Origin of the sequence: Sphingopyxis sp. TUF1, assembly GCF_036687315.1 — a bacterium.
GTDB lineage: Bacteria > Pseudomonadota > Alphaproteobacteria > Sphingomonadales > Sphingomonadaceae > Sphingopyxis > Sphingopyxis kveilinensis.
This window is the reverse complement of record NZ_CP144683.1, coordinates 472,803-485,925: the sequence shown is the minus strand read 5'-3', so window position 1 is coordinate 485,925 and position 13,123 is coordinate 472,803. Positions and strand designations below refer to the sequence as shown.

Annotated in this window: 8 protein-coding genes and 2 tRNA genes; 7 read left to right on the top strand and 3 right to left on the bottom strand. The window is 61.2% G+C overall.

Features of this window, described 5'->3' with window-relative positions; genetic code table 11:
- Positions 1 to 14: 14 nt before the first annotated feature.
- Positions 15 to 953 carry a complex I NDUFA9 subunit family protein gene (locus VSX77_RS02330; RefSeq protein WP_338426061.1) on the bottom strand — a complete coding sequence of 313 codons (939 nt, stop codon included), beginning with the start codon at positions 951 to 953 and terminating at the stop codon, positions 15 to 17.
- Positions 954 to 1,154: 201 nt separating this feature from the next.
- On the opposite strand from VSX77_RS02330, the gene VSX77_RS02325 reads away from it, so the two are divergent.
- The 3 genes from VSX77_RS02325 (at position 1,155) to VSX77_RS02310 (ending at position 3,067) form a co-directional block, all read left to right on the top strand.
- Positions 1,155 to 1,241 (top strand) — tRNA-Leu (locus VSX77_RS02325).
- Positions 1,242 to 1,463: 222 nt separating this feature from the next.
- Positions 1,464 to 2,681, top strand: coding sequence for a tyrosine-type recombinase/integrase (locus VSX77_RS16425; RefSeq protein ID WP_422397266.1), 1,218 nt, complete (start codon positions 1,464 to 1,466; stop codon positions 2,679 to 2,681).
- Between the two features lie 20 nt (positions 2,682 to 2,701).
- On the top strand, positions 2,702 to 3,067 hold the full coding sequence (locus VSX77_RS02310; protein ID WP_338426060.1) for an MbcA/ParS/Xre antitoxin family protein: 366 nt from the start codon (positions 2,702 to 2,704) through the stop codon (positions 3,065 to 3,067).
- Between the two features lie 79 nt (positions 3,068 to 3,146).
- Here VSX77_RS02310 and VSX77_RS02305 read toward each other — a convergent pair.
- Positions 3,147 to 3,222, bottom strand: a tRNA-Thr gene (locus VSX77_RS02305).
- Positions 3,223 to 3,474: 252 nt separating this feature from the next.
- Here VSX77_RS02305 and VSX77_RS02300 point away from each other — a divergent pair.
- The 4 genes from VSX77_RS02300 (at position 3,475) to VSX77_RS02285 (ending at position 9,695) form a co-directional block, all read left to right on the top strand.
- Positions 3,475 to 4,881 carry an efflux RND transporter periplasmic adaptor subunit gene (locus tag VSX77_RS02300; RefSeq protein WP_338426059.1) on the top strand — a complete coding sequence of 469 codons (1,407 nt, stop codon included), beginning with the start codon at positions 3,475 to 3,477 and terminating at the stop codon, positions 4,879 to 4,881.
- Positions 4,865 to 5,572, top strand: a complete 708-nt coding sequence (locus tag VSX77_RS02295) for an ABC transporter ATP-binding protein (RefSeq protein ID WP_338426058.1) — start codon at positions 4,865 to 4,867, stop codon at positions 5,570 to 5,572. Before VSX77_RS02300 ends, VSX77_RS02295 begins: the two co-directional genes overlap by 17 nt.
- A gap of 77 nt (positions 5,573 to 5,649) precedes the next feature.
- On the top strand, positions 5,650 to 6,819 hold the full coding sequence (locus VSX77_RS02290) for an ABC transporter permease (RefSeq protein ID WP_422397302.1): 1,170 nt from the start codon (positions 5,650 to 5,652) through the stop codon (positions 6,817 to 6,819).
- Positions 6,820 to 7,106: 287 nt separating this feature from the next.
- Complete coding sequence (locus VSX77_RS02285) at positions 7,107 to 9,695, top strand: TonB-dependent receptor (RefSeq protein ID WP_338426056.1); 2,589 nt, start codon at positions 7,107 to 7,109, stop codon at positions 9,693 to 9,695.
- 141 nt (positions 9,696 to 9,836) lie between these two features.
- Here the strand turns inward: VSX77_RS02285 and VSX77_RS02280 are convergent, their stop codons facing one another.
- On the bottom strand, positions 9,837 to 12,821 hold the full coding sequence (locus tag VSX77_RS02280) for a TonB-dependent receptor (protein ID WP_338426055.1): 2,985 nt from the start codon (positions 12,819 to 12,821) through the stop codon (positions 9,837 to 9,839).
- Positions 12,822 to 13,123 lie beyond the last annotated feature (302 nt).

Here is a 13,123-nt window from a genome sequence, read left to right as displayed (position 1 = left end):
GGGGCGGAGCGCCGTCAGGCGGGGGTTTCGACTGCGAAGCGGCCATGGCGGCGATATTGCACCAGCCAGCCGTCGGCAACCGATGCCAGCGACGTGGGCGTGATGCCAAGATCGGCGAGGCCCGCGGCGCCGCCCGCCACGACATTGTCACTTTGCAGCATCAGCCACTGGTCCTTGGTGATCGGTGCGCCGGGCGCCCAGCCCAAGCCGGACGCGAGCGCCGCGGCGACAAAATCGGGCACCTCGACGAACAGCGGCGAGCGTCCGGTCGCATCGGCGATCCAGCGCAGCAGTTCGCGCATCGTCAGCACCTGCGGCCCGCCAAGCTCGAACAGCTGGCCCGCGGCCTTGCGATCCAGCGCGGCGACGACCGCATCGGCGACATCGCCGACATAGACGGGCTGAAACTTCGCTTGCGGCGCGATCACTGGGATGACGGGCAGGGCGCGCATCATTCCCGCAAAACGATTGATGAACTGATCTTCGCGGCCAAAGATGATCGAGGGGCGCAGGATGACGGCCTCGGCAAAGGCCGCGCGCACCGCGGCTTCGCCGTCGCCCTTGCTGCGGCCATAGGCCGACGCGCTTTCGCGGTCGGCGCCGATCGCCGAGACATGCACCAGCACGCCGGCGCCCGCCGCCTTCGCTGCCGCCGCGACATGGCCCGCGCCATCGGCTTGCACGGCGTGCATGTCGTCGAACGCGCCGACCAGGTTGATCACCGCATCGCTGCCGTGCGCCGCGCGCGCGACGCTCGCCGCATCGCGAACGTCGGCGGCGACAAACTGCGTCTGGCCAAGCCCGCCGAGCGGCTTCAGGAAGGTTGCGGCGCGCGGGTCGCGCTGCGCAACGCGAACGCGCGCGCCGCGCGCCAGGAGCCGCTGCACGACATAGCGGCCGAGGAAGCCGCCACCGCCCAGCACCGTGATCAATTGCCCGTCGAAAGTCTGCATGGGGTCCGCCTGTATCGATTCTCTCAAAGGACGCGGGGCGCGCCGAATGGCTATCCCCATGCCGCGAAGCGGCGAAGCGGGCAAGGGAGAAGGCCGCTTTGCAACGCAAATCGGCCCGCTTTGCAATAAAAAGCGCGGCCGCGGCGGGAGCGCGGTTGACAAGCCGATGGCCGCCCCGCTAAGCGCCCGCTCCTACCCCGTGCCCAGATGGCGGAATTGGTAGACGCACCAGCTTCAGGTGCTGGCGATCGCAAGGTCGTGGAGGTTCGAGTCCTCTTCTGGGCACCATTTACCCTTCTCAGGGCAATCGACAAAATCCCGGAAATCTGTTACTTTTCCGTGGGTTTTGTTCCGAATTGTCCGAGGGTGTCTCACAAAATCTCACCTCGAAACGGGCCATCAGAAAAGCCATAATGGCCCGTCTTTTTTTGAGTGAGTTTTGCTCGATGGCCCGTCCGCCTCGAGCGATGTGATTGGTGCCGGTCCTAACCCTTTTAAAGGAGTTGAGCCGTGCCTCTTAGCGATGTTCAAATCAGGTCCCTCAAGCCTCGGGATCGCGTCTACAAAGTCTCCGATGCCCACAGCCTCTACATCGAGGTGCATCCGACCGGTGCGCGCCTGTGGCGGTTCAAATACACCATGCATGGAAAGCAGAAGCGCATTGCGCTTGGCGCCTATCCAGATGTCGGCCTCGCCGAAGCCCGGCGCAAGCGCGACGAGGCCAAGCTGAAAATCCATGAGGGCACCGATCCGCTCGCGGAGCGGAAGCGTCATAAGCTCGTCAGCAAGTTCAAGGCCTCGAATTGTTTCGGCGATCTCGCCGAGGAATATATCGAGATGGTCACCAAGGAAGGCCGGAGCGAAGCGACGATTGAGAAGACGAAGTGGCTTCTCGAAAAGCTTCGGCCTATCGCCGGCACGCCCATTGCGGACCTGCAGGCCGTCGATCTCTTCGCTGTGCTCAAGAAGATCGAGGCGCAAGGGCATTTCGAGACGGCGCGTCGCTGCCGTTCCTTTGCGAGCCGTGTGTTTCGCTATGCTGCGGCGTCGGGGCGCGCGGACGCCGATCCGACAACGCTTCTGCGCGGCGCGCTGATTGCGCCGAGGCCGAAGCACCACGCTGCGCTCGTCGAGCCGGAAGAGGTCGGTGGGTTCCTGCGCGCGCTGGACGGATACTCGGGCTATCCGATCACCTTGCTCGCCTGCAAGATATTGCCGCACGTCATGGCGAGACCGGGCGAGTTGCGGCTTGCGCGCTGGGCCGAGTTCGATTTCGAGAAGGCCGTCTGGACGGTCCCCCCGGAGCGCATGAAGATGCGGCGGCCCCATTATGTCCCGTTGTCGCGGCAGGTGATCGCTCTGTTGGAAGAGCTTCGGCCTTATGTTGGCGGCGAGGATTATGTCTTTCCCGCGTTCCACACGTGGAAGCGACCGCTCAGCGAGAATACGATGAACGCCGCCTACCGCCGCATGGGCTATGGGCCGCGGGATTTGACGTCCCACGGATTTCGCGCGACCGCCTCATCGCTTCTCAACCAGTGCGGCAAGTGGAACCCCGATGCGATCGAACGGTCGCTCGCGCACGCCGACAACAATCAGATCCGCCGCATCTATAACCGGACGCCCTATTGGGATGAGCGGGTACGGATGCACCAATGGTGGAGTGACTATCTGGATGCGCTGCGCAGCGATGACGAAGCTGCGATCTCTGCCTTGCTGGAGGACTGACCGTGGTAGGGAAAGACGAGATGATGGAGACATCGTCTGAAGCGCAGAGCCGCGTGCTGTCCGAGGCTGTGGCGCGCGTTGCTGCGCTCTGGAGCATCGGTGACGACATGCTTGGAGAGATACTCGGCATCGCGGGCAATCGCGCAGCGGATCTGCGTAACGGGACATTCCGACTTGCTCGACCAGACCCAGCCTTCCGGGCCGGTCAATATCTCGTGCGGCTGTTTCAGAAACTGGCTGTACTGATTGGCGATGACCGGTCCGTCATGGCCTGGCTTCAAACAGAGAATATGGATCTGGGAGGACGGCCGATCGATCTTATCCGGACAGAACGCGGCTTGAGCGAGCTACTCTCCTATGTGGAGACGAGGAGGGCATCGTCCTGAGTCAGACGGCGCCAAACGACCGCAAACTACGGCTCCCGGAAAGATGTATCCGGCCTAAGTCATTGAATTATGGGGTCGATGGTGCCGCTTACAGGACTCGAACCTGTGACCCCATCATTACGAATGATGTGCTCTACCAACTGAGCTAAAGCGGCAACGATGGGCGCCTCTATCAGCGTGTCTGGGTGAAGACAAGCATCGTCGCGCAGAATCTGATTCCGCGGTACCGGGCGCCATCCAGGCGAATATTGGTATGCCGGATGATGGATCGCACTTTCCAATAATTCCGCACGGCCAAGGCAAACCGAGGCTAGCTCAGAATATGCTTCGCCACCGCGCACGGCGGAACTGCCGGGCCGGAAGGCGTTCTGCGTTCGGCTTCCGTAGATTTCGGCACGCGGCGATAAGTGCCAAAACGCCAGTTATTGCCCGTTCGCAAAATCGGACGGGCATGCCATTGGTGCGCAGCCAAGGACGTTGTTTTCGTTGAGGAACGGCGATTCGAACGAACTGAGAGAGTAGAGCATATGCTGCAACGAGCGCGGAGTTGGATTGGCCGGCATCGGTTCTGGTCGATCGCGATTGCCCTGGCGGCAAGTTTCCTGCTCTATAAAATTCTGTCCCCCGCCTCCCATGACTATGAATATATCCTCGAGACGGTCGAACGCGGTGATGTGAACCGTGTGGTGTCAGCGAGCGGTAAGGTTCGCGCGCTCAACACGATCAACGTGGGCGCCGAAGTGTCGGGCCAGGTCACGCAGGTCTTTGTCGATTTCAACTCGCTGGTGAAAAAGGGGCAACTGCTCGCGCTGATCGACCCGACGCGTGTTGAAGCGCGCGTGCAGCAAAGTCAGGCGCAGCTGGCGCTTGCGCGCGCTGGACTGCTGCAGGCCCAAGCCAATGTAGCCAAGGCGGATAATGACTTGCTGATCCAGCAGCGCAATTATGCGCGGCGCAAGTCTCTTGCTGGCAAAGGCTTTGTATCGAAGGCTGATCTTGAGGCTGCCGACGCGCAGCTTAGCGCCGCGCTGGCGGCGGCGAGCGTTAACCGGGCTCAGGTGTCGAGTGCGCGCGCGCAGATCAGCCAGGCGAGCGCAGAATTGTCGTCGGCGCAGCTCGATCTGTCGCGCACGCGCATCATCGCCCCCTCGAGCGGCGTGATCATCAACAAGCTGGTCGAGCCCGGATCGACCGTCACCGCGGGTTTCCAGACGCCCAATCTGTTCGAGATTGCGACCGACATCACCCAGATGCAGATCGAGGCTTCGGTCGATGAAGCTGACATCGGCCAGGTCAAGGTGGGCCAGCCCGTGAATTTCTCGGTCGACAGCTATCCCGACACGATCTTCCGGGCCGCGGTGCGGCAGGTGCGGCAGGCGGCGGTCGAGAACCAGAATGTCGTAAGCTATCTCGTTATCGCCGACGTTCCCAATCCCCACGGCAAGCTGCTCCCCGGCATGACCGCCAACGTGGATATCATTACCGGTTCACGGCCGAGGGTTATTCGGGTTCCGTCAAGCGCGCTCCGCTTCCGTCCGCGAACTGCTGACTTGCCGAATGAGGCGCGCGACAGCGAGAAAAGGGCATCCGACAAGAAGGCCGAGCGCGGGCACACGATCTTTATCGCCACGGATAATCCCTATCGTCCAGCGTTACGCAAGGTCGCCATCGGCGTCGAAGGGGACGACTATACTGAGATTCTCAGCGGCCTCAGACCCGGTGAGAAGATACTCGTTCGCAGCAAGTCGCTGAAGCCAAAAGAGGATCAGGAAGAGTCCGGGGATGAGGACGGCGCTGATGACTCCGCTTATTGAGACGCATGCGCTGATCAAGGATTACGTCATCGGCGGCGAGGTGCTCCACGCCGTCAACGGAGTGTCGCTTACGATCCAGCGCGGTGAATTTGTCGCGATCATGGGGGCGAGCGGCAGTGGCAAATCGACCTTCATGAACATGATCGGCTGCCTCGACACGCCGACATCGGGAACCCTGCTGCTCGACGGTATCGACACCAAGAGCCTGTCGAGCGACGAGCTGGCCGAGATCCGCAACCGTAAAATTGGGTTCGTTTTTCAGCAGTTCAATCTGCTACCGCGCACCAGCGCGCTAGACAATGTCGCCGTGCCGCTGATCTATGCCGGTCTCGACCGGGCCGAACGCGGACGGCGGGCGAAGGCGAAGCTCGATGCGATGGGGCTTGGCGATCGGCTGACAAACAGTCCTGCCAAGTTGTCGGGCGGGCAGCAACAGCGCGTTGCGATCGCGCGCGCGCTCGTCACGGAGCCGCTGATGCTGCTGGCCGACGAGCCCACCGGTGCACTGGATACCCAGACGTCGAACGATATCATGGGAATTTTTCAGGCGCTCAACGGCCAGGGAATCACGATCATTTTGGTGACGCACGAACCCGATATTGCCGAATATGCCAAACGCCGGATTCTGTTTCGTGACGGAAAAGTGATCGAAGATGCACCGGTGGCAAAGCGACGGAGCGCCGCGCCGTGATTGAGCGCGTCTGGCGAAATCTCGCGGGCTGGGGCATCAATGTCGCGATCGCGCTGACCGCGCTGCGCGTCAATCTCATGCGCTCGATCCTGACGACGCTCGGCGTCATGATCGGCGTGTTTTCGGTCATATTGGCAGTCGCCATTGGTGCAGGCGCGCAAGAGTCGGTAACCGAATCGATCGGCGCGCTCGGCGCAAACATGGCCATCGTGGTGCCGCAGCCCGACAGCGACGGCCCCCGCCAGACGACCGATCGCGGCCGCCTCACCGAGCGCGATATTAAGGCGATTGCCAAGCAGGTCCCGGGTGTCGTCGCCACCGCACCGCAACTTCGCACCAGGGTGCAGCTGGTGGCGGCCGGTCGAAATGCCACGACCGAGGTTATCGGCGTGACGCCGGACTATGCGGTGGTCAGCAACGTCAATACCGACGAGGGCCGTTTTATCGAGCAGAGCGACCTCAATGCCTCCTCGCGCGTGGCGGTCATCGGTCAGACTGTCGCGACCAAATTGTTCGGTATTTATAGCCCGATAGGCGAGATGGTGCGTATCAACCGTGTCCCGTTCAAAGTGGTTGGCCTGCTTGAAAGCAAGGGTAGCAGCTTCGGCAACGACAATGACGATCTGGTTATCGTCCCGCTGGGAACGCTGCGCCAGCGCCTGCTCGATACGCGGGCGCAAGGACCGGACGACATTCATATCGCGTTCGTCGGGTTTGAGGATGAACAGTCGCTCGAGGCCGGTCAACGGGCGATCAAGAAGATGCTGCGCGAGCGATACCGTGTGGCGGAGGGCAAGATCAATCCGTTCACGGTGCGGACGACCACCGAAATTGCGGAGGTGACCGGGCAGGCAACAGAGATATTTCAGGCACTGCTGGTTGCAATTGCTTCCATCTCATTGCTTGTCGGCGGCATCGGCATCATGAATATCATGCTGGTCAGCGTGACCGAACGCACCCGGGAGATCGGCCTCCGCATGGCGCTCGGCGCCAGGCGCGCCGACATCCGCAATCAATTTCTGGTCGAAGCGGCAGTTCTGTGCGTTATTGGCGGCGGCATCGGGCTGGTGCTGGCAAAGGTTGCGGCGCTGGCGTTCGTTGCCTACGCCGACTTTCCCGCGCCGATCGGCGTCGGGGTCGCGGTGGGGGCGATCCTGTTTTCTGCCGTCATCGGCCTCGCTTTTGGAGGCTGGCCTGCCATCCGCGCCTCGCGGCTTTCGCCGATCGAAGCATTGCGTAGCGAGTGAGAACCCGGTCGGATGGGACGGAGGCAGCGTTACCGACCCGCGCATTCGTTGCTTGTTCGATTTGGCAAACCCAAAGATCAAAAGCGTTTCGCACCGAACATATGTAAGTTTTCGCTTCCGTAGCGTAAACTGTTGCCATTGTGTCACTAATCGACAGAAAAGCCGACGTCGCTCGCGCGCAGCGCGTTGACGCCCGCGGAAGGGGTGCTAGATCAGCAGATTACCGCCGGGCATCTCCCGATAAGCCTTTGGCTGCGCCACGGTGGTTTGGAGAGAGAGACCTAATCATGACTTTGCGCAACATTTTGTTGGGCGCCACCATGTTGTGCGCCGCGACCAGCCCCGCCATCGCTTTTGCCCAGGACGCGGCACCTGCTGCGCCGGCGGCCACCGATGAAAGCGCGGAGACGTTCGACGATACCGATTATGGCAACGACATCATCGTCACCGCCACCGGCCGCGCGCAGCGTTCGCAAGATATTCCGATCGCGGTCAATGTGGTCGGCGGCGAGCAGCTCGAAAACGCCGGCATCAGCGATATTCGCGGGCTCCGCCAGATCGCGCCCAGCTTCCAGGCGACGACCGGCCAGTCGACGGCGACGGGCGTCGTCCTGCGTATCCGCGGCATTGGTACCGCGGGTGACAACCCCGGCTTCGAACCGTCGGTCGGCGTTTTTGTCGACGGCGTTTTCCGCGCGCGTGCCGGCCTTGCGCTGGCCGACCTGCCGCCGATCGATCGCGTCGAAGTGCTGCGCGGGCCGCAGGGCACGCTGTTCGGCCGCAACACCTCCGCCGGCGCGCTAAACATCGTCACGCAAAAGCCCAGCTTCAACCTCGGCGGCTATGCCGAGGCGAGCTATGGCAATCTGGACGAGATCGAACTGAAGGCCGGGGTGACGGGGCCGGTGTCCGAAACGCTCGCGGTGCGGCTCGATGGCGGCTATCACAAGCGCGACGGCTATATCAAAGACGTCAACAGCGACCGCCGTTTCAACAATCTCGATCGCTGGTCGGTACGCGGGCAGGCCCTGTTCGAAAAGGACGATGTGTCGTTCCGCCTGATCGCCGATTACGCGAAGACCGACGAGCAATGCTGCGGTGCGCTCAACACCAACTCGGGCTTTGCGCAGCCGGGCACGCCGGCCTTTGCCGCGAGCGCAGTCATTCAGCAGCTGGCCGCCGCCAACGGCCTGACGGGCATCGTGACGCCCTTTAATCCCAAGGATCGCGAAGTCGCCTATTCGCCCGACCGTGACCTCACCGAAAAGATGCGCGAATGGGGCGTTTCGGGTCAGCTCGACTGGGATCTGGGCGGCGTCGAGCTGACGTCGATCACTGCGTGGCGCGACTGGAAAGCGACCCGCGGCATGGATGTCGACTTCTCCGGCATCGACCGCGCCTATCGCGAAAACATGCCGATCGGGATGCGCGATTTCACGCAGGAAATTCGCCTGAAGGGCACGGCGTTCGACGATCATGTCGACTGGCTGATCGGCGGCTTCTATCTCAACGAAAAGCTGAAATACACCGAGCGTACCCGCTTCGGGACGCAGGGCGCGCAATATGTCGACGCGTTTATCAATGCGCTGACCGACGCATCGGTGCCCGGACCGACCGGTTTCCAGATTTTCCAGTCGATCCCGAACGCGCCGCTGGTCGGTCAGGTGCTGCTGGCATCGAACCCGCAGCTGGCAGCCGCGGCCGCGCAGGCGGGCGTGCTCGACACCTTCCTGACGCCGCTTCCCGCGCCGCAGGCGGGCCAGGGCCAGATCGCCGACAGCTATCGCGTCGATACCGAAGCCTTTGCTTTGTTCACGCATAATATCATCGACTTCAACGACAATATCTCGCTGACCCTTGGTCTGCGCTACAATCATGAATCGAAGAAGCTGAATGCTGACCTGCAGTCGAACTTGCCGGGCTGCGCGACGTTGCAGGGCCCCCGTTACGCGCTCTATCGCCAGGCGCTGCAGGGGCTGCCGTCGGGTCTTGGCAGCGCGATCTTCAACCTCGTCTGCAACCCGGTGGTCAACCCGGAATTCAACGGCATCTATCGCGATAAGCGCAGCGAGAGCAAGCTGACGGGTACCGCGAAGCTTTCGATCAAGCTCGACGAGCGCGTAATGATCTATGGCGGCTATGACCGCGGCTACAAGTCGGGCGGCTACAACCTCGATCGCGGTTCCTTCGACACCGCGTTCCTCGGCGGCAACGGCGCGCAGGCATCGGATCTCGAATTCGGGAACGAGGATGTCGATTCGTTTGAATTCGGCGTGAAAACCGATTTCAGCAACGCGTTTCAGTTCAACGCCAACGTCTTTTACACCGAGCTGAAGGGCTATCAGAACCTGGCGTTCGAGGGGAACAACTTCGTCGTCCAGAATTTCGACAAGGTCGTGGCGCAGGGTGTCGAGCTGGAATCGGTCATCCGTCCGGCGCCGAACCTCAACATTATGCTCGGCTATTCCTATGTCGATACCGAGGTGAAGGACGTCGCGGCCGGCACCGACAATGGCCTGCCGCTCACCAACTCGCCCAAGCATGTCGTCACGGGGGCCGTCACCTGGACGCCGCAGATCAGCAGCAATGTCGGCGGGCTGGTGCATGTCGACTGGCGCATGAACAGCGACGCGAACACGATCAACGATCCGATCGCGGTGCCGTTCACGACCAACGACGGCTATTCGATCGTCAACGCGCGGGCGGGGCTGAATTTCGGACCCGACCAGAATTATGCGGTCGAATTCTATGTCGAGAACCTATTCAATAAATATTACAACATCACGTCCTTCCCGATCCCCGAACAGAGCGCGAGCTTCGCCGTCTATCCGGCCCCGCCGCGTCTCTATGGAGTGAAGCTGCGCGCGAAGTTCTGATGTGACGTGCTGATCCTTCGGGATCAAAGAACGGGCCGGGCCATCGTGTGATGGCCCGGCCCTTTTCTTTTACCGGCACTGAAAAATAACCCCGGCCGCTCGATTGAGAGGCCGGGGTTTCCTGCTTGACTGCAGATGACGTTAGAATTTGACGCCCGCTGCGATGCCGTAGCGGCGCGGTTCGAGCGTGAAGATGTTGGTGTAGTTACCCGACGATTGGTCGGTGATGTACAGGCCGGTGACGCTGTTGGAATCGAAGAGGTTCTGGATGAAGCCCTTCACATACCATTTGTCGTCAGGGCCGTTCAGCTGCAGCTGGGCGTTGACCTGGGCATAGCCTTTGATCTTGTTGACGTTGCCGTTGAAAATGCTGCCATAGCTTTCACCCGTATAGGCAAGATCAAAGCGTGGAACGAGCGTCATGCCGCCGTCGCCCAACCGCGCCGTGTATTGGACGCCCGCACTGAACTTGTAGTTCGGCGCCTGCGGCAGCTGGTTGCCCTTGATGTTAACCGGGACGCCCGCTGAGAAATACTCGATCCCGCCAAAGGTTGCTGGATTCAGGCCTGCGGCCGCGAAAGCGCCAGCCGCCGCAGCTTCCATCACACCGCAAATGCTGAAAGCCCCGGTCGATGCGATTCCGCCATCCGCGGGGAACGATGTGGTCGGTTGCAGACCCGCGCCGGCTTGTACTCCAGGAACAAATCCGCCGTTGATGACTTGCTGCACACCGTTAACGAAGGCGTTAACCCCCGCCACGTTGCCCGACGTCGATGCGACGGCGCAGTTGGCGGCGTTGGTGATGTCCTTGATAATCACCGCATCTGCGCGGCCGCCGCCAAAATCCCGCGGATTGCTGGTGAACTTGTCGTCGGTTACCTTGGTGTGCAGGTAGCTGAAGCCCAGATTGATAACCCAGTCGGGGTCAGGACGCACGATGCCCTCGGCCTCGAACCCGTAGATATCGGCGCTGACATTGTCGTTGACCGCGGTGCGGGCGACGATCTTGCTGAGTTGAAGATCCTTATATTTATAATAGAATGCGGTGAGGTTCAATTGCAGCGCGCCATTGTCGAAGGTATTTTTCGACCCGATCTCAAAGGCATCAACCTGCTCTGGGCGGAAGCTTTCGGGCACTGCGAAAATGGGCTGTAATGGCGGGTTGATACCACCCGACTTGTAGCCACGGGAATAGGAGGCATAGAGCAGATTGTCGTCGGTGATCTTAAAATCGATCACCGCACGGCCAGTGAGCTTGTTGAACTTGACGTCGCGCTCCTGAATGATCTGGTTGCCCGGCGTGCCCGGATCGGCATCGAACGATCCGACGAAGGGCGAATCGAATGCGTTGCCGGTGCCGCCATGCGGGGCAAGGAAGCTTGCGAGCGTCGAGCGCGCCCTGACCTCCTTCTTGTCATTGTTGTACCGCAGACCGACCGTCAGTTTCACCCGATCGTTGAATTCGAAATATGCTTCGCCAAACAGTCCGTAGGATGTGATCTTCAGATCGTCGGTGTTGTTCCGGAAGAACGGCGTCGCGAGGAACGAGGGTGGGAGCGGACCGCCCGCGGCCGGCGGGTTGGTCGCCGCCGTGAAGGCGCCTAGCACGCCGGTCAGATAGTCGATCGGGAAGGCATTCACATAGTAGCTGTTCTCGGTCAGGTGATAATCTGCGTAAATGCCGCCGATGAGGAAGTTGAACGGTCCGTCGAGGTCGCTCGACAAGATACCCTCGACCGACCAGCTGCTGTTATACTGGTTCGACCGGTCGAACTGGAGTGACTGGTCGCTGCAGATTTTGTTGCCACCATAGGCGCCGTAACCGCTTTCTTCGGCCAGTGACGTGCAAAGCTGGCCGTTCGGGCCGTTCGGAATAATCGCTGCAGCGACGGGCGCGAAATAAGGTGTAAGCGCTGGGCCAAACGCGCCGTTCGCTGCCGCCTGGAGCGTGGCCAGGCCGGTCGCGTAGAGTGCACGGTTGCCGACGTTGCTGTTATAATCCTGCGATGCGTCGAGCTTGACCTTCTGATACTGGCCCGACACCTGCAACGACACCGGACCGAAATTATGTTCGATCTGGCCCTGTAGCGTCAGTTCGCTGGTAAAATAGCTCGGCGTATAGGCAGTGTTCACGGTCCGCGGATCCGACGGGATCGTGGTATTGGCGTACACGTCGGGGCCATAGAGGCTGCCGAGTGCGAAGGCCTGCGGAATACCGCGGATTGCCAGGAATTCGCGCGAGGTCAGCGCCGCGGTGAAGGTCGCGTTGCCGTTGAAGGGCGAATTGTCGAGGCGGCTGTTCAAGCAGCCGAGGATGCCGGTCGGGTCGCGCTGGCAAAGCTGTTTCTGGATGCGGGTGCGCTTGTCCTTTTCGCGGAAATAGGAGGCGAGCAGATCGATCGTCGTGTCGGGCGTCGGCTCCCAGCGGAAAGAACCGCGGACCGAATAAAGGTCGCGGTCGTCAATGCGCGTGTCGAGGAACTCGTTTTTCGTGTAGCCGTCGCGGTTGAGGTAGATACCTGCGACGCGCAGTCCCATGGTGTCGCCAAGGGGGATGTTGACCATCGCCTTGCCCTTGATCGAATTATAATTGCCATATTCGGCTTCGGCAGCGGCCTCGAAGGCGCCGAGCTTGGGCTTGGCCGTGATCACGTTAACCACGCCGGAGGTGGCGTTACGCCCGAAAAGCGTGCCCTGCGGGCCGCGCAGCACCTCGATGCGCTCAAGGTCGAAAAATTCGGTTTCGAACAGGCGCGTCGAAAACAGCGGATCGCCGTTCAGGTGGATCGCGGTCGCGCTGTCGCAGGTGGTACCGACGCAAAGGTCGCCGATGCCGCGGATCGTAAAACTGGCGCCCGTGAAATTGGTCTTAGTGAACGTCACGTTGGGCAGCGTCAGCTGCAGATCCGACGGTGTCTTGATCTGCTGTGCCTCCAGCGCCTCGGTCGAAAAGGCGCTGACTGCGATCGGCACGTCCTGCAGTCGTTCCGACTGTCGCTGCGCCGTGACGACGATTTCGCCGCCGAAGGCATCGCGCGCGACTTCTTCCTCCGCATCCTGCGCATAGGCCGGTGTCGCCACCGCCATCGCAAGGATCGACGTTCCGATCAGTGCCTTGAACTTCATTTACAGCCTCCCTTTTTCAACCCCGCGAGGTGCGGGGCCGCCCAACATCAAATTGTGGTAAGGGGAGGGGAAACGACCAGACATGGCAAAGGGCACCCGGCCAATGTGGCCATGTGCCCTTGAAATTCCCACCTGCCAGCTGTGCTGGTCATCGTCCTCTCCCGCCGGCGTCGGGGAAAACGCACGGCCTCTCCGGAATACGACCCGCTTGAGCGAGTTCTGTATTGCCTAAGGGTGCGCTCACTTGACGAAAGCGTCAAGTGGCTTGTTTGGCCCAAAAAAGGACGCGAAACTGCGCCTGT